A 20,507-nucleotide genomic window follows, 5' to 3' on the forward strand; every position below is an offset into this window, starting at 1 on the left:
AAAATCATGTCTAGTAAAAAGATTGATGGAAAAGCAATAGGACAAGAAATCCGAAATGAACTAAAAGAAGAAGTCGCTTCTTTAGTAGCACAAGGGGTTCAACCTGGTCTAGCTGTTATTTTAGTTGGAGAAAATCCGGCATCTGAAACTTACGTGAGAAACAAAGAAAAATCCAGCAAGGAAGCCGGTATGAAATCCGTGCTCACTAAATTGCCCGACACCGTGTCAGAACAAGAACTGTTGGCTGAAGTGGAAAAACTCAACCAAGACGATACGATTGATGGTATTTTGGTGCAATTGCCGTTACCTAAGCATATTGACGAAAACAAAGTCATCCGCGCGATCAGTCCTGAAAAAGACGTCGACGGATTCCATCCGATGAATGTCGGTAAAATGTTGATTGGTCAAGAAACGTTTTTGCCATGTACTCCATACGGCATCATGCAGTTGCTTGAACGATCAAACGTAGATATTGCGGGCAAACACGCGGTGATTATTGGTAGAAGTAATATTGTAGGGAAGCCGATGGGACAACTGCTGTTGCAAAAAGATGCAACGGTTACGTATTGTCACTCCCGTACAGAAGATCTGAAGAAATTTACGTTACAAGCGGATATTTTAATTGTCGCTATTGGAATGGCTAAATTCATTACAGGTGATTACATCAAAGAAGGCGCAGTGGTTATTGACGTCGGTATGAACCGTGATGAAAACGGTAAGCTATGTGGGGACGTTGATTATGAATCAGCGGAGAAGCAAGCGAGCGCTATTACACCGGTACCAGGTGGAGTAGGTCCGATGACGATTACGATGCTATTGAAAAATACTGTCGAAAGTGCGGAGAATAAATTAAAGGCACGTACGCAAAATAAGTAATTCTAAACGAGAGACGCTCTTCATGAGCGCCTCTCTATACATAAAAGGGCAGGTGACGGAAACATGTCCAATCAAACTTTTTTAACCGTTCAAGCGCTAACGAAATATGTCAAACGTAAATTTGACGCAGATCCTCATTTGCGAAATGTTTATGTAAAAGGTGAATTGTCGAACGTTAAATTGCATCCGTCCGGTCATATTTACTTTACGTTGAAAGACGATAAGACGAGAATCCAAGCGGCCATGTTCCGTTCTCGTTCCAATACACTTCAATTTAAGCCTGAAAATGGTATGAATGTACTGATCACAGGAGATGTGACGGTGTTTGAAACGGCAGGATCGTACCAGCTCTACGTACAAACGATGGAGCCAGACGGTATCGGGGCGCTGTACCTAGCTTTTGAACAGTTGAAAAAGAAGCTTCAGCAAGAAGGATTGTTTGAACAACGATTTAAGCAACCCATTCCGCAAGTACCGCAACGAATCGGTATTATTACTGCTGAATCGGGTGCTGCATTACGTGATATGTACTCGACGATCAATCGACGCTTTCCGATGGCAGAGATGCACTTATTCCCAGCTCTTGTGCAAGGTCGTACCGCAGTCCCTTCGATTGTCAAAGCAATTGAACAAGCGAATCGCATGGCGAACGTGGATGTGTTGATTGTGGGGCGGGGTGGTGGCTCTATAGAAGACTTATGGGCATTTAACGAAGAAGATGTGGCGCGTGCTATTTTCTCCAGTCGTATTCCGATCATCAGTGCAGTAGGTCACGAAACGGATACGACAATAGCAGATTTTGTTGCGGATTTACGTGCACCTACGCCGACTGCAGCAGCTGAGATGGCCGTTCCGGACCAACTCCAATTATTCCAACATCTGAAAAATCAACAGCGGTCCATCTATATGGCTGCACAAACATTGATTAAGCAGTTGAATAAGCGGTTAGAAACAGCTCAAGCTGCCTATCCACTTCAATATCCGGATCGGCTATACAGACCGTTTATCGAGAAAATTGATGGCCTTGAAGATCGATTGCATCGCAGCAGTGTCGCCATCGTCCAAGGGAAACGGATGAATTTTGATCGCTTATACGCGGGTTTTCAGTACTACACACCGATTCGACGCATCCAGCTTGAACAGCAACAGACAAAACAATTGGAAATGCGTTTGAACCGTGCAGCACAGCAAACAATTACACAACGTCAGCAGCATTTTGTGTCATTGATGCGCATGATGCAAGCCCTGAATCCATTACAAGTGATGGAAAGAGGCTTTTCGATCGGTTATAAAGATGATGAAGTGATTAAATCCATTCAAGATGTAGTGAGCGGTGATCACGTAACGCTTCAATTGGCGGACGGATCTATTTCTACTATTGTAAAAGAAATCATTCCAAAGGAGGTCGAGTAAGGATGGCAGAAGATAAAGAAATGCAATTCGAGCAGGCAATGCACCAGTTAGAAGAAATTGTACAGAAGTTGGAGGCTGGAGAAGCGCCTTTGGATGATACGATCACATTGTATAAACAAGGGATGAAGCTCTCCGCCTATTGCCAGAAAAAATTACAAAATGCAGAAAAACAATTGATTCGCATGATTGATCAAGAGGGTAATGAATCTTCATTTGATCCGACAGCAGGTGAGCCGAATGAATGAGAAACTACAAGCTTTTGTCGATAAAATGATTCCGGAAATTGAACGAGAATTAACGAATCAATTAGCGAAGCCTGATATTCCGGCTGCTTTGCACGAGTCCATGACGTATTCCATCGCTGCGGGCGGGAAGCGTATTCGTCCTTTACTCGTTATGGCTGTGTTACATGATCTGAATAAAGATTCGGCAGATGCATTGAAAGTGGCAGCTTCTGTCGAATTGATACATACATATTCATTGATCCATGATGATCTACCTTGCATGGATGACGATGATTTCAGAAGAGGAAAACCTACGAACCATAAAGTGTATGGAGAAGATGTGGCGACACTTTCTGGAGACGCCATGCAAGCAATGGCATTCCAGGCGCTCGCGGACCTTCGTGAAACACCACCTTCTGCTGCGATTGAACTCGTTGGGTTACTCGCGAAAGCTTCAGGTGCACAAGGGATGGTCAAAGGACAGGTCCTTGACATGAAAGGTGAACATCAATTATTACCTTTAGCTGAATTAGAGGAAGTTCATATTCATAAAACAGGCGCATTACTCTCATACTGTATTGAAGCAGGCGCTGTACTAGCACAAGCTTCAGCAGAACAACGCGAGCAACTTAACCGTTTTTCTCGCAACATTGGATTAGCTTTCCAAATACAAGACGATATTTTGGATGTTACCGCTACGACCGAGCAATTAGGTAAGCCGGCAAATAGTGATACATCAAGCGAAAAGTCGACGTATCCTTCATTACTTGGACTAGACGGAGCGCGTGAACAATTAAAAGCGCGTCATGAAGAAGCCCTAGATGCGTTACAGTCTATTGGATTAGAAGAGTCAGTTTTGTGTTTGTTAGCGGATTACATCATTGAGCGAAATATGTAATTTGAAACCGTTATATTTGTGTCGTACGTTGTTACTGTTATAATGTAGAAACAAACTACAGCTACTTGATTTGATGAACAATAAATAGCGCGTACGAATGGAAAAACCTACTTACTAGATGAAGGTGTGTGATCATGATGGATCTAACAACGATTACCAATCCATCTTTTATAAAAGAGCTCGATAAAGAACAATTGGAAGCATTGGCGGCAGATATTCGTCATTTTTTGATTGAGAATTTATCGGTGACTGGCGGGCATATCGGGCCGAATCTGGGTGTTGTCGAATTAACGATTGCATTGCATAAAATATTCGACAGTCCAACCGACAAGTTTTTATGGGATGTAGGACATCAGTCATATGTCCATAAAATTCTGACGGGCCGAGCTGGCGAGTTTGATACTCTTAGAAAATATAAAGGATTGAGCGGATTCCCTAAAATGGCGGAGAGCATACATGATGTATGGGAAACCGGCCATAGTTCAACATCTTTGTCAGCGGCTATGGGAATGGCGGTTGCACGAGATATTAAAAAGGAAAATAGTTTTGTCATCCCGATCATTGGTGATGGAGCTTTGACTGGCGGTATGGCGCTTGAAGCATTGAACCATATCGGTCACGAAAAGACGAATCTCACGGTCATTCTAAATGACAATGAAATGTCTATTGCTCCAAACGTTGGTGCATTGCATTCGATACTTGGAAAATTACGTACGGCTGGAAAGTATAATAACGTCAAAGACGAACTGGAATTCTTGTTGCGTAAAATCCCAGCAGTAGGCGGCAGAGTCGCGACAGCTGCGGAACGTGTGAAAGACAGTTTGAAATATTTGGTAGTTAACGGAGTCTTCTTTGAGGAGCTTGGATTCACGTATTTAGGACCGATTGATGGCCATGACTTTGTGGAATTGGAGCGTTCTCTTCAATATGCGAAGAAAATGGAAGGACCGGTATTACTTCATGTGATTACGAAAAAAGGTAAAGGGTATAGCCCAGCTGAGTTAGATAAAATAGGTACATGGCATGGTACGGGGCCTTATAAGATCGAAACGGGAGATTTTGTGAAATCCCCTGTAAAAGGTCCTGCTTGGAGTGCGTTGATTTCTGAAACAGTGCGTAAATTGGCAAGAGAAGATCGACGCATTGTCGCGATTACGCCTGCAATGCCTGTCGGATCAAAACTTGAATCTTTCGCTGCAGAATTCCCAGATCGATTCTTCGATGTAGGAATTGCCGAGCAACATGCGACGACGATGGCAGCAGGACTTGCCGCGACTGGAATGAAACCGTTCCTAGCGATTTATTCGACATTCTTACAGCGAGCATACGATCAAATGTTGCATGATGTGACACGTCAGAAGCTCAATGTCTTTATAGGTATTGACCGTTCGGGACTTGTTGGTGCAGATGGAGAAACACATCACGGTGTATTTGACATTGCGTTCTTGCGTCATTTGCCAAACTTGGTCATCATGATGCCAAAAGACGAGAATGAAGGTCAACATATGGTGAAGACCGCTATCGATTACGATGAGGGCCCAATCGCGCTTCGTTTCCCACGTGGAAATGGTTATGGTGTACCGATGGATGAAGAGCTTCATACGATTCCAATTGGTACGTGGGAAGTTTTGCAAGAAGGTGAAGACGCGACGATCTTGACATTTGGAACTACAATTCCAATGGCGTTCGCTGCGGCTGAACAACTAAAAGCAAAAGGCAAACATGTCGCGGTTGTGAATGCGCGTTTCATTAAGCCGATGGATACGGATTTACTGGATGAGCTATTTGCGAAAGGTAAACCGATTATTACGATTGAAGAAGCTGTACTTGCTGGAGGATTCGGCAGTGGTGTAATGGAATATGCAGAACAAGTCGGTCATACAGGTACGATCTTTGAGAGAATCGGTATTCCGGATGAATTCATTGAACACGGCGGTGTGGATAAATTATTAATTGAAGTCCATATGACACCAGATCATGTGGCGGAAGTAACTGCAGCGGCTATTAAGCAGGCAGCGGAAAGAGAAAGAGTATGAGTGGTGCACCTGTGAAAAAAGAGAGAGTGGATATATTGCTTGTGGAGCGTGGTTTGACAGAATCACGTGAGCAAGCAAAACGTTCCATCATGGCGGGACTTGTATACACTGATACGTCTAGAATTGAAAAAGCAGGAGAGAAAATCGCGGTTGATGCGCCATTGACTGTAAAGGGTCCTGCGATTAAATATGTAAGTCGTGGTGGCTTGAAATTGGAAAAGGCATTGGTGTCTTTTCCTATTTCCGTGAAGGAAAAGATTGTTCTCGATATCGGTGCTTCGACAGGCGGCTTTACAGATTGCGCACTACAAAACGGAGCGAAACATTGTTACGCGCTAGATGTAGGGTATAATCAGCTCGCTTGGAAGATCCGACAGCATGATCAAGTGACCGTGATGGAGAGACAGAACTTCCGTCATGCGACTGTAGATATGTTTACAGAAGGGTTACCGGAAGCTGCGACAATCGACGTTTCATTCATTTCGTTATCACTAATTTTGCCTGCTCTAAAGAAAATTATTGTACCAGGCGGACAAGTTGCGGCGCTCGTAAAACCACAATTTGAAGCGGGTAAAGATAAAGTCGGTAAAAAAGGGATTGTCCGTGATCCTGCTATCCATCTTGAAGTCTTGGAAAAGATTGCTAAGATGGCGGTGGCGGAAGGATTTTCAGTAAAAGGGGCTACCTATTCGCCTGTTACAGGTGGAGAAGGCAATATAGAGTTCTTGTATTATTTAGTAGCTGAAGACGAAGCGACAACTGATTTCACGACAGATGACTTTAAAAATTTAGTCAAACAGGCTCATAATGATTTAACATAACGCGCAATGAGTTGCGCGTTTTTTATATGATTAGTATACTTTTGTTTATGAACCCAAGACGATCGGAGTGAATGAAATTGAATAAAGGACAACGGCATCTACGTATTAGAGAGATTATTACAAATCATGAAATCGAGACACAGGATCAATTGGTCGAAAGTCTGAAAGATGCTGGAGCAGATGTCACGCAAGCTACAGTTTCGCGTGATATTAAAGAAATGCACTTGATTAAAGTACCTTCTCCGTCAGGGAATTATAAATATAGCCTACCGCCGATCCACCGCTATAATACGGAAGAGAAATTGAAGCGTATGCTAGAAGACGCGTTTGTCGGAATCGATAGTGCAAGTCACTTCATCATGCTGAAAACGCTTCCCGGTAATGCGCAGGCAGTAGGGTCGCTTGTCGACAACTTGGACTGGGATGAAATGCTTGGAACGATTTGCGGCGACGATACATGCTTGATCATTTGCCGTGAAGAATCTCAAACAGAGTATGTAAAAGATAAACTATTATCAATGCTATAAGTGAGGTGAGGATTTCTTTGTTAAGCGAACTTTCGATTAAAAACTTTGCTATTATTGAACAACTTGAAATCGCATTTGACGACGGATTAACGGTGTTGACCGGTGAAACAGGTGCCGGGAAGTCAATTATCATCGATGCTGTCCAACTACTCGCTGGTGGCCGTGGATCACAAGAATTCATTCGTCATGGTGCAAAAAAAGCTGAGCTTCAAGGACTTTTCACTATCGATCAAAATATCAAAGCCGTGTCAGAGAAATTGACGGAATTTGGCATCGATACAGAAGAAGGTATTGTAATTTTACGTCGAGATATTAGTGCTAGCGGGAAATCCGCTTGCCGTGTCAATGGTAAACTCGTAACGATTGCTATATTGCGTGAGATTGGTTCTTTGCTAATCGATATTCACGGACAGCATGAAAATCAAGAATTGATGAATGAAAAGCGCCATATTCATTTGCTGGATTTCTTTATTGGTGAGCCAATTGAGCGAGCTATGTCGACCTATACCGAACTTTATGATAAATATAAAAAACTTCAGCAACTTATTGCTACGAAAACGCAAGACGAACAACAAATCGCACAAAAAATTGATCTGTACAAGTTCCAATTGGAAGAAATCGACGCGGCTAATTTAATCGTCGGCGAAGAAGAAGCACTGGAGTCTGAACGTGTGAAGCTCCAGCACTTTAACCGTCTATTTGATCGCTTGAACACATCATATGAAGCATTATCGCTGGAATCGCACGGTCTTGACTGGGTTGGTAATTCGATGAGTGATCTTGAAGAAGCTGCGTCAATTGATGAAGAGCTAAAAACTATATCTGAAACGGTCAATTCGTCATTTTATGCGCTACAAGATGTCTCGCATGATTTAAAACGAATGATTGATGGCATGGAATTCCAGCCGGATCGATTGGAATTTGTCGATGATCGATTGGCATTATTTTTGACATTGAAGCGTAAATACGGCAAATCGTTAGAAGATATTTTGATTTATCGCGATAAGATTGCTGATGCACTCGATCAACTTGTCAATCGTGACGAAAGATTGCATCAAAATCAGGAATTGTTGGCACAATACGTAGAAGATCTCGAAATTGAAGCGAATGAATTATCTATTATTCGTAAAAAAGCGGCGCTGTCTCTCGAAAAAGGGATTGAAGAGCAACTAAAACAATTATATATGGAAAAAGCGACATTCAAAGTACAAATTAGTCAAAAACAGCCGCATCAATTTGACGCCAATGGATTTGACGAAGTGGTGTTTATGATTTCCACGAACTTGGGTGAACCACTCAAACCGTTAGTACGAGTGGCGTCGGGTGGCGAATTATCTCGAATGATGTTAGCGTTAAAAACTATTTTTTCTCAACATCAAGGTGTGACATCGATTATTTTCGATGAAGTGGATACGGGTGTGAGCGGACGTGTAGCACAATCCATTGCTGAAAAAATTTCCATGATCTCTAGCCATTCACAAGTGTTATGTATTTCGCATTTACCACAAGTAGCTGCAATGGCCGATCATCACTATTTGATTAAAAAAGATGTGCATGATGGTCGGACAACTACGGCAATTCATGATGTTATGCAAAGAGAACGTACGGAAGAATTATCGCGTATGCTTTCAGGTGCAGAAATTACGACTTTAACGCTTCAGCATGCAGAAGAATTATTAGTATTAGCTGAACAGCGCAAACAGGAATTTCGTAAATAAAGTGTAATGTACAAGGTTTTCCATGGGAATGGGTACTGTTTATTTTACCCTTTCATACTTTCCCGACGAAAGGACATACCAAAGGTATCTTTCGTTGAGGAGGTGAAACATGGGATGGAATAAATCTTTCAAAACACTTTTAGCTCTTGTCTTGATGCTCTGCCTTGTGCCTGGAATTTCATTAGCCGAAGAAGAAACGCTCATTCCAATGGGAGACTCCATTGGTATTCAAATGGATTTGAGCGGGATTTATGTAACGAGTGACGTTAAGATTGATCAGCAGGAATGGCTGAAAAAAGGCGATATTATTCGCCAATTGAACGGTAACGATATGAAGCAACTTGTTAATTTTGAACGTGCTGTGCAAAAGGACAGCGCTACGATGATGCTCGACATTTTGCGAAATGGTAAACACGAAACCATTCAAGCAGATCGGTCGCTCATTAAGCGCGCCACACCCTTCCTTAAGGACCGAACGGAAGGTACCGGAACATTAACTTACGTCGACCCGAAAAGTGGAACATACGGAGCGCTGGGACACCAGATCATTGATAGTACGTTACAGTCTGCTCCGCCGTTTGAAAAAGGCGCCATTTATTTATCGGAAATTAGTCAGATTAAGAAAAGTTCTCCAGGATTTCCGGGATATAAAATTTCCTCCATTATTGATCAGAATAAGTTCCTCGGAAATATTCAAATCAATAATGTGTATGGAATATTTGGTAATTGGAAAAATGCATACAATAAAGTATTGGCTGAACCCCTTGAAATTATGCAGCCGTTTGAATTGATGATCGGTCCAGCAGAAATATTTACTACGGTGGAAGGTTCTACTGTAGAGAAATTCACCATCCAAATTACGAAGATAGAAGAAGAACAATTCCAAATCCAAGTAACTGACAAAAAATTACTGAGTAAGACGGGTGGGATCTTGCAAGGAATGAGCGGGAGCCCCATTATCCAAAGCGGTAAATTTGTCGGAGCCATTACGCATATGTTTGTGGACGAGCCGGAAAAAGGGGCCGCGCTTTTCCTGAAAACGATGCGAACAAATGAAAAGTAAAAAAAAGCAGCCTGTGCGTAAAAATGCACAGGCTGTTTTTTCGTATATGTGTTCGATACGAAGAAAAGCGAAGAAAGTCGAAATAGGTAGAAAGCATCGTTCATAAGTAACATTTCATCCAAATTTTTAAGATAAAGTAGTAATTACCAAAAATATGACTTACGATAATAAGAGAAAAACAGCGGGAAAACGAAATGTATCGCCGATCTTAAATCAGGGGGAATGGGTAATGGAAAAAGTGAAAGTGGCAATTGCTGACGATAATAAAGAACTTGTGAAAACGATGATGTCTTATTTTGAAAAGCACGACGAAATAGAGGTAATTTGGACAGCGAATAATGGGCAAGTGTGCTTGACAATGTTAGAAGAAGAGCGTCCTGACATTTTATTGTTGGATATTATCATGCCACATCTTGACGGCATTGGGGTGCTGGAGACGTTGAATGAGACGAATAAAATGGGGGATATGCAAATCATGATGTTGACGGCTTTTGGACAGGAAAATGTCATGTCACAAGCCGCAACTCTTGGTGCTTCGTATTTCATGTTAAAGCCTTTCGAATTCGACCGACTGATCGGGCAAATCTTCAAGGCAGCCGGGAAGCCGAAGAATACTATGCCTACGTTTGTCGTGCAGGAATCTCCACAGCAAACAGGTGTCGTGACGCAAAAGGTACTCGATACTGCGATTACGTCGATGATCAAAGAAATCGGCGTGCCCGCCCATATTAAAGGTTACGCGTTTTTACGCGAAGGCATACAGATGGTGTATAGTGATGTGGAATTGCTTGGTTCCGTCACGAAGATTCTGTATCCGGATATCGCGAAGAAGTACAATACGACACCGTCTCGCGTCGAACGGGCGATTCGCCATGCGATTGAAGTGGCGTGGAACCGTGGAAATTATGACTTGATTTCGAAGACGTTCGGTTATACGGTGCATCATTTGAAGAGCAAGCCGACGAATAGCGAGTTCATTGCAATGATTGCGGATAAGATCCGTTTGGAGCATATGGTGAGCTAACGTAGTGAAAAAATAAATAAGGAATGACGTAAACCAACTAATCGGGTGTGTTAGTTGGTTTTCATTTGTTGAGGTTGAGGAGTGTAATGTGTTGGGGTAGGGGATTTGCGCTTCGGAGGGGACGCGTTCCGGAGGGCGGGCGGTGAACCACACCCCTGCGCTGCGCTCCGGCGGGTGTTTCACCTGTCCCGCTGATCCTCTCGGAGTCGCCCCTCCTACGCTACAATCCCTTGCATTGTAAGTAGAAGATACTTTTTGTTGCGCATTAAAATAAGTGTTGTAATCGATTTTGAACTGTAGGACTTGGATCTAAAGAAGTTAAAACAGAACAATAATTCACATACTACCTACAGTGAGTTATATAAGTACTACCACTATCAATGTAGGATGGAAGCGGAAGCTGGCGGCGAAGTGCAAGGATGTGCTCCTAACGCTTCGCTTGTACTCGCAAAAGCCGTCCTTCGTTACGGCTCTTCCCGCAGGATCAGCTCGAAAGGAGAGACAACCAAAAGGGAGCTTGCGACCTGTTTGGCTCACCGAGAGCCTATGGGAAAGCGTCCGCCAGCTGGAGCTTCCATCCCATCGTACTTACTAAGTAACTCACCTCTTTTAAGTATTTGATCTTGACCTAAACTATGCAATAAGCGAATCTAGGAATAAAGTCAGTATTTTTATATAGCACAATGAAAAAGAGCGAATGCTGTGAGGAATGGCTTATTTACATGGGTTAAACGCAAAAAGTGCTATCTCTAGCGCGCTGGTATCTTCTATACTAGTAAATAAAGAGGGAGGGATTTCGTTGTTAGTAGAGAATGATTACTTTGATCTTCTAGAAGTGAACAATACTATCATGATGAATACCAAAAAAGCGGGATATCCACTAAAGTCATTTGACGCGCTGGCTGCCGATATTCCTAGGCTGAAACTGAACTCATTCAAGGAGCTGATGAAAGCTCTTCAAACGGTGGGCGTGCATGAGATCGGCACGTATTCCGCTCCTTGTGAAGTATATATATCACCAAGTAAAATGAAGGTGGAACTGTATATTCATGCAACAAACGAAGAGTTTCTTAAAGATAAGGAACAATTTTTGAAACAAGCTGAAGAATTGCTTGACCAAAAAGAAGTAAACTATGACAAAGAGAGTCTGCTTGGCTTGGCGTATCTACCAAGTAATCCGATGGTTATTGCAGTAGGCAAAGAACCCGTTAAAGGGGAGAGCGCACAAGTCGAGTATATCGCGATGCCGGACCGTAAACCGAATCTTCGTGAGGACGGTTCTGTCGATCACTATGAACTGAACTTCGTGACATCGATTGCGAAAGATGAATGGTTAGGGGAAAAGACGCCTGCTAAAGAAGGATTTGAAGGTCATAACGTTTTTGGTGAACCGATAGCGGCTAAAAAAGGCGAGGACATTAAATTGGTCTATGACCGTAAATCGGTCGGAGAGTTTGAAGAAGACGGAAAGATCGTCTTGCGTGCTTTACATGGCGGTGCCTTGGAAGAACTGAACGGTGCAATCAGTGTCGGTAAGCAACTAATCATTCCGGATGATGTAGGTACCAAAACGGGTTCAATTACATTTGACGGATCTGTGCGTGTAATGGGAACGGTCTCAGCTGGCTTTTCTGTCAATGCGACAGGGGATATTTCCATCGAAGGAAAAGAAGGCGTGACAAACGCCAAGGAAATCTATTCTGAAGAGGGCGATGTCTATATTAAAGGCGGCGTGTTCGGTGGAGGAGAAACGATTATCAAGGCAAAGAAAAACGTATTCGTGAAACATGCGAATAATTGTAAAATCTATGGAGAGCAAGTCAATGTCGGTCTCTATTCACTTGGCTCTGAACTATACGGGAACCATATTTGTGTCGATAAACATAAAGGCCGCATCATCGGTGGTCTTGCGGAGGCACTATTTTCTATCGAATGTGCAACGGTCGGAAATAACTCTGAGCGTTTGACGAAACTGATTGTCAAAGGGGTTAATAAAGAACTGGAGCTCGAAGAAATTCAACAATTGGCAGAAAAGCTAAAAACGGAGCACGAAGAACTGAAGAAAATCCGGCTGACGCTTGATAAAATGTCAAGTATCAAAGCAAGTCTTCCGGAAGGCCAGTTTGACATGCTAGAAAAGACCTTGCAAGCAAAGCAACAACAAATTATGTCGCTCGATCAAACAGTTAAAAATAAGTTGCAGCTCGTGCAAGTAGCTAGCACACCTAAAATAGAAATCACACGCGAGGCACATCCGGGCGTGCAGATAGTAATAGGTGGAAAAGTTAGTATGTTGAATCGTATAACGAAAGGCGTTTTCGAATTAACGAGCGAAGGAGTATTGAATGTCTGACAGTCAAATATTTGCCCACCGCGGTGCTTCTGGACATTACTTTGAAAATACGATGCGTGCATTTTGGGGAGCCGTACAAAAAGGTGCGGATGGAATTGAATTGGATGTTCAACAGACGAAGGACGGACAGCTGGTCGTTATTCACGATAATGAATTAGTGCGTCTTGCTGGGATTGACCAGCGCATTGATCAATTGACATCGCAGGAACTGCAACACATCAAAATTGGCAAAAGCGGATATCGCCGAATGTTTGGCCATTCCATCCCTGCATTATTTGATGTGGTTTCTTTCTGTGCGGAGCATAACTTAGCACTAAATGTCGAATTAAAGGAAACGGTGTACGGGCAAGCTGCTGTACTAGAACAAATACTTCATTACGTAGAACCGTTATCAGCCGTACATCTTTCATCCTTCGATTATGAAACAATGCGTTTAGTAAAAGACCTGGATCGTAACGTGGAGACTGCTTTATTACTTCGAAAAAAATCGGTCGACTGGCAGAATCTTGCTTCGTATGATGTGGATGCATTTCATTTTCATAAGAGATTATGGAAAGACCCGTATAAAAGTCATTTGATTGAAAGTGGAAAGACGTTGCGGATGTATGGAATAACGGGGACGGAATCGTTTTTATCCGAGACACCTGAAGTAACGGGTTGGATTACAGATTATCCTAAACGTGTCCGCAAAAAAATAAAAGGGCCAAGGTAACTGCTGTACCTTGGTCCTTTTATTTCAAGTCCTTTTTAAATCTGTCAGCTGCTCGTCCACTTCTACGATCGCGGCGCAATAAGAAGCCTGCAAAAAATCCAAGACCCGCGGCAAATAGTATGAATCCGCCTAAAAATTGCATCCAAATGAATGGGAATGGCGAAAATAAATGGCCGAACAAGGAATCACGCATTAGTTTTATTCCCAGAGCCGCTGCAATCCCTGGAATTAACAGCACAATAAACGCAGCAAGACGCACCATATGATTCAACCCCTTACTTATTTAATTTTACCGTGTGGTCATAGATTGTCAAGGACTCTGCCATCATGTACGATATAGGTAGATGGTTTATAAACACCCCGTGAGAATGATGTCCAAAATGTGTCAGAGTTGCATTCTCGCCACAAGAAATTTAGAATCAGTACCATACGCACGAATCTTTAAAGTCTTTTACTAGCCTGGAGGGATATTGATGGAATTATTTACGTACATGGAAGATCACGACTATGAGCAACTGGTACTTTGTTACGACAAGACATCCGGATTGAAAGCAGTAATCGCGATTCACGATACGACGCTTGGACCAGCACTTGGTGGCGCACGCATGTGGACGTATGCAAGCGAAGAAGCAGCTATTGAAGATGCATTGCGTTTAGCTAAAGGCATGACGTACAAGAACGCTGCGGCTGGTTTGAACCTTGGTGGCGGAAAGACAGTTATTATTGGAGATCCTAAAACAGATAAAAACGATGAGCTTTTCCGTGCATTGGGTCGTTACATAGAAGGTCTAAACGGACGATATATTACAGCAGAAGACGTAGGGACAACTGAATACGATATGGACATGATCCACTTGGAAACAAATTTTGTTACAGGTATCTCTTCAGGAGAAGGTACTTCAGGAAATCCATCCCCCGTTACTGCACTCGGTATCTACAAAGGAATGAAAGCCGCTGCGAAAGAAGCATTTGGCGATGATTCACTTGAAGGCAAGACGATCGCAGTTCAAGGCGTTGGAAACGTAGCCTACACAATGTGTGAGTACTTGCATGCTGAAGGTGCAAAGTTAATCGTTACGGATATCAATGAAGCAGCAATACAGCGTGCGGTAGAAGCATTTGATGCAACAGCTGTTGCGCCGGACGATATTTATTCACAAGAAGCTGATATTTTTGCTCCATGTGCTCTCGGTGCGGTCATCAATGACGAAACGATTCCACAACTGAAAGTGAAAGTAGTTGCAGGTTCTGCCAATAACCAATTGAAAGAGCCAGAGCACGGTGATCGCTTGCATGAAATGGGTATCGTCTATGCTCCAGATTACGTAATCAACTCAGGTGGCGTGATCAACGTAGCTGACGAATTGATCGGCTACAACAAAGCGCGTGCACTAAAGCGTGTAGAAGGAATTTACGACACAATCCTAAAGATTTTTGCTATCTCTAAACGCGACGGTATTCCATCCTATCAGGCTGCTGATCGTTTGGCAGAAGAGCGAATTGCAAGAGTTGGTGCAACTAGAAGCACATTCTTGCGCAGTGAAAAAAGTATTATATCAAATAAGTAAGTTACAGGAAGAGTCATAGCGGTAGGCGGGAGATACCTGCCCACCGCTTCACTCGCCTGTTCATTTTTATGTGAATGCTGTAAGCGAAAGGAGTCCTTTGCGTTGAGTAAAGAATATGATGTAGTAATTTTAGGCGGGGGAACTGGCGGATATGTTGCGGCCATTCGCGCGGCTCAACTAGGTTTGACAACAGCCATTGTAGAAAAATCCAAGCTCGGCGGTACGTGTTTGCACAGCGGGTGTATTCCGAGTAAAGCGATGCTGAAAAGTGCGGAAGTCTATCGTGTGACACGTGAAGAGGCGAATGAATTTGGCGTGAATACTGGTGACGTTTCACTGGACTTCTCACAAGTACAAAAACGTAAAGGTAAAATTGTTGATCAATTGCATGCAGGAATTGAAGGCTTAATGAAAAAAGGAAAGATCGATGTCTATCACGGAACGGGTAGAATACTAGGGGCTTCTATTTTCTCTCCAATGCCCGGAACTATTTCCGTGGAAATGGACAATGGTGAAGAGAATGAGATTCTAATTCTTAAAAATCTCATAATTGCAACTGGATCGAAACCAAGATCATTACCAGGACTCGAAGTGGACGAGAAATCCGTAATGACATCCGACGGAGCTTTATTAATGAATGCGCTTCCATCTTCAATTACGATCATCGGTGGAGGAGTTATCGGTATCGAATGGGCGTCTATGCTAGTGGATTTCGGTGTGGATGTAACAGTGCTCGATCGTCTTGACGAGATACTAGCGACAGAGGATAAAGAAGTTGCGGTTGCTATGCATAAAGCGCTCAAAAAGCGTGGTGTGAAATTCATTTTAGGTGCAGAGATTTTAACAGATTCATTGCAGAAAAATGATAGTGACGTGACGATTTCCTATAAACTTGGTGATGAAGAGCAATCTATCACGAGTGAGAAAATGATGGTGTCTGTTGGACGCGCTCCAGTTATCCAAGATATTGGTTTGCAAAACACAGATATTCAAGTCGATAAGGGCTCGATTCAAACGAATACACATTATCAAACAAAAGATGACCATATATATGCAATCGGTGACGTGATTGGTGGACTTCAACTGGCACATGTGGCAGAACACGAAGGATTGCACGCAATCGAACATATTGCTGGAAAACGACTAGATCCGATGAATTATGATCTGGTACCACGCTGTGTTTATTCGTATCCTGAAACGGCGGCAGTTGGCTTGACGGAGCAACAAGCGAAAGATCAAGGGTTCGATGTAAAAATCGGCAAGTTCCCGTTCAAAGCAAACGGCAAAGCATTGGTTAACGGTCATGCAGATGGTTTCGTCAAAATTATTGTGGACGAGCAGACAGATGATATTATCGGTGTCCATATGATGGGTTCGCATGTAACGGATCTAATTTCTGAAGCGGGCTTGGCGATGGTGATGAATGCAATTCCTTGGGAAATATCCTCGGCTGTCCATCCGCACCCGACATTATCAGAAGCGTTCAGTGAAGCGGCATTAGCAGTTGAAGGGCTAGCCATTCACATGTAAAGGAGGAAGTGGAATGAGTAATCGGCATATTGAATTGGGTTTGACAGATGAAGATGTGTTACAGATGTACGAGACGATGCTGATGGCACGTCGTTTAGATGAGAGAATGTGGTTACTGAATCGCGCGGGGAAAATTCCATTCGTCATTTCTTGTCAAGGACAGGAAGCTGCGCAAGTAGGGGCTTCATTCGCTCTCAATAACGAAAAAGATTGGATCGCACCGTATTACCGCGATATGGGAGTTGTCTTGCATTTCGGCATGACGCCGAAAGAATTGATGTTATCGGCTTTTGCCAAAGCAGAAGATCCGAACTCCGGCGGACGGCAGATGCCAGGTCACTTTGGCCAACGCAAGAATCGTATCTTGACAGGATCTTCACCTGTTACAACACAATTACCACATGCTGTCGGCGTAGCATTAGCCGCGAAAATGAATAAACAAGATTTCATCACGTTCGTGACGCTTGGAGAAGGTTCTTCCAATCAAGGAGATTTCCATGAAGGCATGAACTTTGCGGGTGTGCATAAATTACCGACTGTAATTATGGTGGAAAATAATAAATATGCAATCTCTGTACCTATAGAAAAACAAATAGCGTGTGAAAATGTCTCTGACCGTGCGATTGGTTACGGTATGCCGGGCTATACAGTAGACGGACGCGATCCGTTGACAGTGTATGAAGTGGTGAAAGAGGCTGCGGATCGGGCTAGAAACGGTGACGGGCCAACGTTGGTTGAAGCGGTATGTTATCGATTGACGGCGCACTCTTCTGATGATGATCAACGTCAATACCGTGATGCAGAAGAGTTGGAAGATGAAAAGAAAAACGATCCGTTATTGTCATTCATTCAATATTTGCAAGAAGTAAATGTTTTGACGGAAGAGAAGTTTGAGGAGATTGAAGAACGTGTGAAACAACAGGTCGATGAAGCGACAGAGTATGCGGAACAGGCGGAATATGCGAAGCCTGAACATGCACTGCGCCATGTCTATGAAGAAAAGGGAGGCGAAGCATAATGGCCAATCGTTCATTTATAGATGCGATCAACATGGCAATGAGAGAAGAAATGGAACGCGATGATCAAGTATTCGTTCTTGGTGAAGACGTCGGACGTAAAGGCGGCGTGTTCAAGGCAACAACTGGTCTATACGATCAGTTCGGCGAATACCGTTCGCTAGATACGCCATTAGCTGAGTCTGCAATTGCAGGTGTGGCGATTGGGGCTGCGATGTACGGTATGCGTCCAATCGCAGAAATGCAGTTTGCTGATTTCATCATGCCGGCGGTCAATCAAATCGTCTCAGAAGCCGCGAAGATTCGTTATCGTTCGAATAATGATTTCACGTGTCCAATCGTGATTCGTGCTCCATTCGGTGGAGGTGTTCACGGCGCTCTTTATCACTCGCAGTCTGTCGAATCGATGTTTGCTTCGACACCTGGCTTGAAAATTGTCATCCCATCCACACCTTACGACGCAAAAGGCTTGCTAAAAGCAGCAGTACGCGATGAAGATCCCGTATTGTTCTTTGAACATAAGCGAGCGTATCGCCTGATTAAAGGGGAAGTACCGGACGATGATTATGTATTGGAGATCGGTAAAGCGGATGTGAAGCGTGAAGGTGATGATCTCACGATTATTACGTATGGTCTGTGCGTTCATTTTGCACTACAAGCTGCAGAACGATTGGCTGAAGACGGGATCTCTGTTCACATTCTCGACTTGCGTACGGTGTATCCATTAGATAAAGAAAGTATTATCGAAGCGGCTTCAAAAACTGGTAAAGTGCTATTAGTGACAGAAGACAACCTAGAAGGCAGCATCATGAGTGAAGTTTCCGCTATCATTGCAGAAAATTGTTTATTTGAATTGGATGCGCCAATCAAACGACTAGCAGGACCTGATGTACCTGCGATGCCATATGCCCCTTCTATGGAAAAGTTCTTTATGATGAATCCTGAAAAGGTCGAAAAGGCAGCAAGGGATTTAGCGGAATTTTAACTAAGGAGGCGTAACGAAATGGGCATTGAAAAAATTACTATGCCGAAACTGGGTGAAAGTGTTACAGAAGGAACCATTGAAAAATGGCTCGTCGCTCCCGGTGATAAGGTAGCTAAATATGATTCACTTGCAGAAGTAACGACTGATAAAGTTACAGCGGAAGTACCTTCTTCATTCACAGGCACCATCACGGAAATCATCGCAAAAGAAGGCGACACGATTGAAGTGGGTGAAACGGTTTGTTTAATTGAAATTGAAGGTGCTTCAAACGAGCCAGTGCGTGTCTCGGCACCTGAAGTAGAAGCTCCAGTTGAAAAACCGGCTGAGAAGCCCGTACAGCAAGCGCCAAAAGCGAAGCCTGCACAACCTGCGACTGGCGGTAAAGCAGCGGGTAGATATTCTCCAGCTGTATTAAAGTTGTCTCAGGAAAACGGTATTAATTTGTCTCAAGTAAGTGGTACGGGTCGTGAAGGACGCATTACGCGAAAAGATATTCTGGCGTTTATTGAAAACGGCGGGGCAGACTTACAAGTAGCGCCACAAGAGGCTCCTGCTCAAGAAGAGCCGCTACAAGAAGTTGCATCGTCCGATAAAAAGGTAACTGAACAACCAGCTTCGTCGAACGTTAAGCTTGAAAACGGAGATATCGCTATTCCGGTAACGAGTGTACGCCGCGCGATTGCGAATAATATGGTTCGTTCCGTAACCGAAGCGCCACATGCATGGATGATGATAGAAGTGGATGTCACAGAACTCGTCTTATTGCGTGATAGTATAAAGAAGGAATTCAAAGAAAAAGAAGGCTTCAATTTGACGTACTTCGCATTTTTCATCAAAGCTATTTCACAAGCTTTGAAAGAATATCCGGAAATGAACTCGATGTGGGCGGGCGATTCGATCGTCATGAAAAAGGATATCAACATCTCGATTGCGGTGGCAACGGACGATGCGTTATTCGTTCCAGTCATCAAAGAAACCGATGAAAAGACGATCAAAGGAATCGGTCGTGAAATTCACGAGCTGGCAGGAAAAGTACGTAATGGTAAGCTGAAATCGACGGAAATGCAAGGTGGCACGTTCACTGTCAACAATACGGGCTCATTCGGTTCTGTCCAGTCGATGGGGATTATCAATTATCCGCAAGCTGCTATTTTGCAGGTGGAGTCGATCGTCAAGCGTCCGGTTATAATGGACAATGGCATGATGGCTGCGCGTGATATGGTGAATCTGTGTCTGTCACTTGATCACCGTGTGCTAGACGGCCTCGTTTGCGGACGTTTCCTAGCGCGTGTGAAAGAGTTGTTGGAAGGCATGGCGAAAGATAAGACTTCAGTATATTAATAAGTAGCGACCTCCAAACTTGGTTTGGGGGTTGTTTTTTTGTCTAGTAATTAAAGATTAGTTTTGAAAAAAAACAGGGGGGGAGTGAGTTTGTGTGTATGAAGGGATAGTGGAGGCACTTATATCACTTACTGTAGCTAGTGTGCGAACTAATGTTAGTCTTGACTTATTTAAGTTCAAGTACAGAAGTTAAAATTTCATTACAACACTTATTTTAATGCATAACGAAAACATCATCCACTTACATTGACAAGGATTGGAGCGCGAGTCCTCTAGGTAAGCGTCCCCTCCGAAGCACCAATCCCTACCCCAAAACTCTGCCAGCTATCCCATGCATAAAATGTCATAAATTTGTATGGTTATGAAAAATTAGACGGAAACTTCTGATTTTCCTCTTCCTTC

At 43.3% G+C, this 20,507-nt stretch carries 18 protein-coding genes; 17 read left to right on the forward strand and 1 reads right to left on the reverse strand.

Features of this window, described 5'->3' with window-relative positions; translation table 11 throughout:
- Window positions 1-6: 6 nt before the first annotated feature.
- The 12 genes from folD to SporoP32a_RS00485 all read left to right on the forward strand — a co-directional run bounded on the left by folD (window position 7) and on the right by SporoP32a_RS00485 (window position 13,665).
- Complete coding sequence (gene folD / locus SporoP32a_RS00430; RefSeq protein WP_085426108.1) at window positions 7-876, forward strand: bifunctional methylenetetrahydrofolate dehydrogenase/methenyltetrahydrofolate cyclohydrolase FolD; 870 nt, start codon at window positions 7-9, stop codon at window positions 874-876.
- 63 nt (window positions 877-939) lie between these two features.
- Window positions 940-2,289 carry an exodeoxyribonuclease VII large subunit gene (xseA, locus tag SporoP32a_RS00435; protein ID WP_085426109.1) on the forward strand — a complete coding sequence of 450 codons (1,350 nt, stop codon included), beginning with the start codon at window positions 940-942 and terminating at the stop codon, window positions 2,287-2,289.
- A gap of 2 nt (window positions 2,290-2,291) precedes the next feature.
- On the forward strand, window positions 2,292-2,534 hold the full coding sequence (locus tag SporoP32a_RS00440) for an exodeoxyribonuclease VII small subunit (RefSeq protein WP_085426110.1): 243 nt from the start codon (window positions 2,292-2,294) through the stop codon (window positions 2,532-2,534).
- A complete protein-coding gene (locus SporoP32a_RS00445) occupies window positions 2,527-3,411 on the forward strand; it encodes a polyprenyl synthetase family protein (RefSeq protein ID WP_085426111.1) in 885 nt (294 codons plus the stop codon). The genes SporoP32a_RS00440 and SporoP32a_RS00445 overlap by 8 nt, the downstream gene beginning before the upstream one ends.
- A gap of 137 nt (window positions 3,412-3,548) precedes the next feature.
- A complete protein-coding gene (gene dxs / locus SporoP32a_RS00450; protein WP_085428933.1) occupies window positions 3,549-5,447 on the forward strand; it encodes a 1-deoxy-D-xylulose-5-phosphate synthase in 1,899 nt (632 codons plus the stop codon).
- Window positions 5,444-6,268, forward strand: a complete 825-nt coding sequence (locus SporoP32a_RS00455) for a TlyA family RNA methyltransferase (protein WP_085426112.1) — start codon at window positions 5,444-5,446, stop codon at window positions 6,266-6,268. Before dxs ends, SporoP32a_RS00455 begins: the two co-directional genes overlap by 4 nt.
- A gap of 77 nt (window positions 6,269-6,345) precedes the next feature.
- Window positions 6,346-6,795 (forward strand): transcriptional regulator AhrC/ArgR, encoded by a 450-nt coding sequence (gene ahrC, locus SporoP32a_RS00460; RefSeq protein ID WP_085428934.1) that lies wholly within the window; start codon window positions 6,346-6,348, stop codon window positions 6,793-6,795.
- Window positions 6,796-6,812: 17 nt separating this feature from the next.
- On the forward strand, window positions 6,813-8,513 hold the full coding sequence (recN, locus tag SporoP32a_RS00465) for a DNA repair protein RecN (protein WP_085426113.1): 1,701 nt from the start codon (window positions 6,813-6,815) through the stop codon (window positions 8,511-8,513).
- A gap of 109 nt (window positions 8,514-8,622) precedes the next feature.
- Entirely contained in the window at window positions 8,623-9,576 is a 954-nt protein-coding gene (locus SporoP32a_RS00470) for a SpoIVB peptidase S55 domain-containing protein (protein ID WP_085426114.1), read from the forward strand.
- Between the two features lie 229 nt (window positions 9,577-9,805).
- Complete coding sequence (spo0A, locus tag SporoP32a_RS00475) at window positions 9,806-10,600, forward strand: sporulation transcription factor Spo0A (protein ID WP_085426115.1); 795 nt, start codon at window positions 9,806-9,808, stop codon at window positions 10,598-10,600.
- 799 nt (window positions 10,601-11,399) lie between these two features.
- Window positions 11,400-12,953: a flagellar assembly protein A gene (locus SporoP32a_RS00480; RefSeq protein WP_158232759.1), complete on the forward strand. Its 1,554-nt coding sequence runs from the start codon at window positions 11,400-11,402 to the stop codon at window positions 12,951-12,953.
- The gene (locus SporoP32a_RS00485) at window positions 12,946-13,665 is read left to right on the forward strand and encodes a glycerophosphodiester phosphodiesterase (protein WP_085426117.1); all 720 of its coding nucleotides are present in this window, start codon (window positions 12,946-12,948) and stop codon (window positions 13,663-13,665) included. Before SporoP32a_RS00480 ends, SporoP32a_RS00485 begins: the two co-directional genes overlap by 8 nt.
- Window positions 13,666-13,684: 19 nt before the next feature.
- On the opposite strand, the gene SporoP32a_RS00490 is transcribed toward SporoP32a_RS00485, so the two are convergent.
- Window positions 13,685-13,927, reverse strand: coding sequence for a DUF2627 domain-containing protein (locus tag SporoP32a_RS00490; RefSeq protein ID WP_085426118.1), 243 nt, complete (start codon window positions 13,925-13,927; stop codon window positions 13,685-13,687).
- Between the two features lie 211 nt (window positions 13,928-14,138).
- Here SporoP32a_RS00490 and SporoP32a_RS00495 point away from each other — a divergent pair, with 211 nt between their 5' ends.
- The 5 genes from SporoP32a_RS00495 to SporoP32a_RS00515 all read left to right on the forward strand — a co-directional run bounded on the left by SporoP32a_RS00495 (window position 14,139) and on the right by SporoP32a_RS00515 (window position 20,105).
- Window positions 14,139-15,233 carry a Leu/Phe/Val dehydrogenase gene (locus tag SporoP32a_RS00495; protein ID WP_085426119.1) on the forward strand — a complete coding sequence of 365 codons (1,095 nt, stop codon included), beginning with the start codon at window positions 14,139-14,141 and terminating at the stop codon, window positions 15,231-15,233.
- Window positions 15,234-15,335: 102 nt separating this feature from the next.
- Entirely contained in the window at window positions 15,336-16,763 is a 1,428-nt protein-coding gene (gene lpdA, locus SporoP32a_RS00500) for a dihydrolipoyl dehydrogenase (protein ID WP_085426120.1), read from the forward strand.
- A gap of 13 nt (window positions 16,764-16,776) precedes the next feature.
- A complete protein-coding gene (locus tag SporoP32a_RS00505) occupies window positions 16,777-17,781 on the forward strand; it encodes a thiamine pyrophosphate-dependent dehydrogenase E1 component subunit alpha (protein WP_085426121.1) in 1,005 nt (334 codons plus the stop codon).
- Window positions 17,781-18,764, forward strand: coding sequence for an alpha-ketoacid dehydrogenase subunit beta (locus SporoP32a_RS00510; protein ID WP_085426122.1), 984 nt, complete (start codon window positions 17,781-17,783; stop codon window positions 18,762-18,764). Before SporoP32a_RS00505 ends, SporoP32a_RS00510 begins: the two co-directional genes overlap by 1 nt.
- Window positions 18,765-18,782: 18 nt before the next feature.
- Window positions 18,783-20,105 carry a dihydrolipoamide acetyltransferase family protein gene (locus SporoP32a_RS00515; RefSeq protein WP_085426123.1) on the forward strand — a complete coding sequence of 441 codons (1,323 nt, stop codon included), beginning with the start codon at window positions 18,783-18,785 and terminating at the stop codon, window positions 20,103-20,105.
- Window positions 20,106-20,507: the final 402 nt, after the last annotated feature.

Source organism: Sporosarcina ureae, from assembly GCF_002109325.1.
In the GTDB taxonomy this organism is placed as follows: Bacteria; Bacillota; Bacilli; order Bacillales_A; family Planococcaceae; genus Sporosarcina; species Sporosarcina ureae_C.

Coding starts and splice junctions, on each gene's coding strand:
- folD (WP_085426108.1), top strand. CDS start 7: ATGTCTAGTAAAAAGATTGATGGAAAAGCAATAGGACAAGAAATCCGA.
- xseA (WP_085426109.1), top strand. CDS start 940: ATGTCCAATCAAACTTTTTTAACCGTTCAAGCGCTAACGAAATATGTC.
- SporoP32a_RS00440 (WP_085426110.1), top strand. CDS start 2,292: ATGGCAGAAGATAAAGAAATGCAATTCGAGCAGGCAATGCACCAGTTA.
- SporoP32a_RS00445 (WP_085426111.1), top strand. CDS start 2,527: ATGAATGAGAAACTACAAGCTTTTGTCGATAAAATGATTCCGGAAATT.
- dxs (WP_085428933.1), top strand. CDS start 3,549: ATGGATCTAACAACGATTACCAATCCATCTTTTATAAAAGAGCTCGAT.
- SporoP32a_RS00455 (WP_085426112.1), top strand. CDS start 5,444: ATGAGTGGTGCACCTGTGAAAAAAGAGAGAGTGGATATATTGCTTGTG.
- SporoP32a_RS00470 (WP_085426114.1), top strand. CDS start 8,623: ATGGGATGGAATAAATCTTTCAAAACACTTTTAGCTCTTGTCTTGATG.
- spo0A (WP_085426115.1), top strand. CDS start 9,806: ATGGAAAAAGTGAAAGTGGCAATTGCTGACGATAATAAAGAACTTGTG.
- SporoP32a_RS00485 (WP_085426117.1), top strand. CDS start 12,946: ATGTCTGACAGTCAAATATTTGCCCACCGCGGTGCTTCTGGACATTAC.
- SporoP32a_RS00490 (WP_085426118.1), bottom strand. CDS start 13,927: ATGGTGCGTCTTGCTGCGTTTATTGTGCTGTTAATTCCAGGGATTGCA.
- SporoP32a_RS00495 (WP_085426119.1), top strand. CDS start 14,139: ATGGAATTATTTACGTACATGGAAGATCACGACTATGAGCAACTGGTA.
- SporoP32a_RS00505 (WP_085426121.1), top strand. CDS start 16,777: ATGAGTAATCGGCATATTGAATTGGGTTTGACAGATGAAGATGTGTTA.
- SporoP32a_RS00510 (WP_085426122.1), top strand. CDS start 17,781: ATGGCCAATCGTTCATTTATAGATGCGATCAACATGGCAATGAGAGAA.
- SporoP32a_RS00515 (WP_085426123.1), top strand. CDS start 18,783: ATGGGCATTGAAAAAATTACTATGCCGAAACTGGGTGAAAGTGTTACA.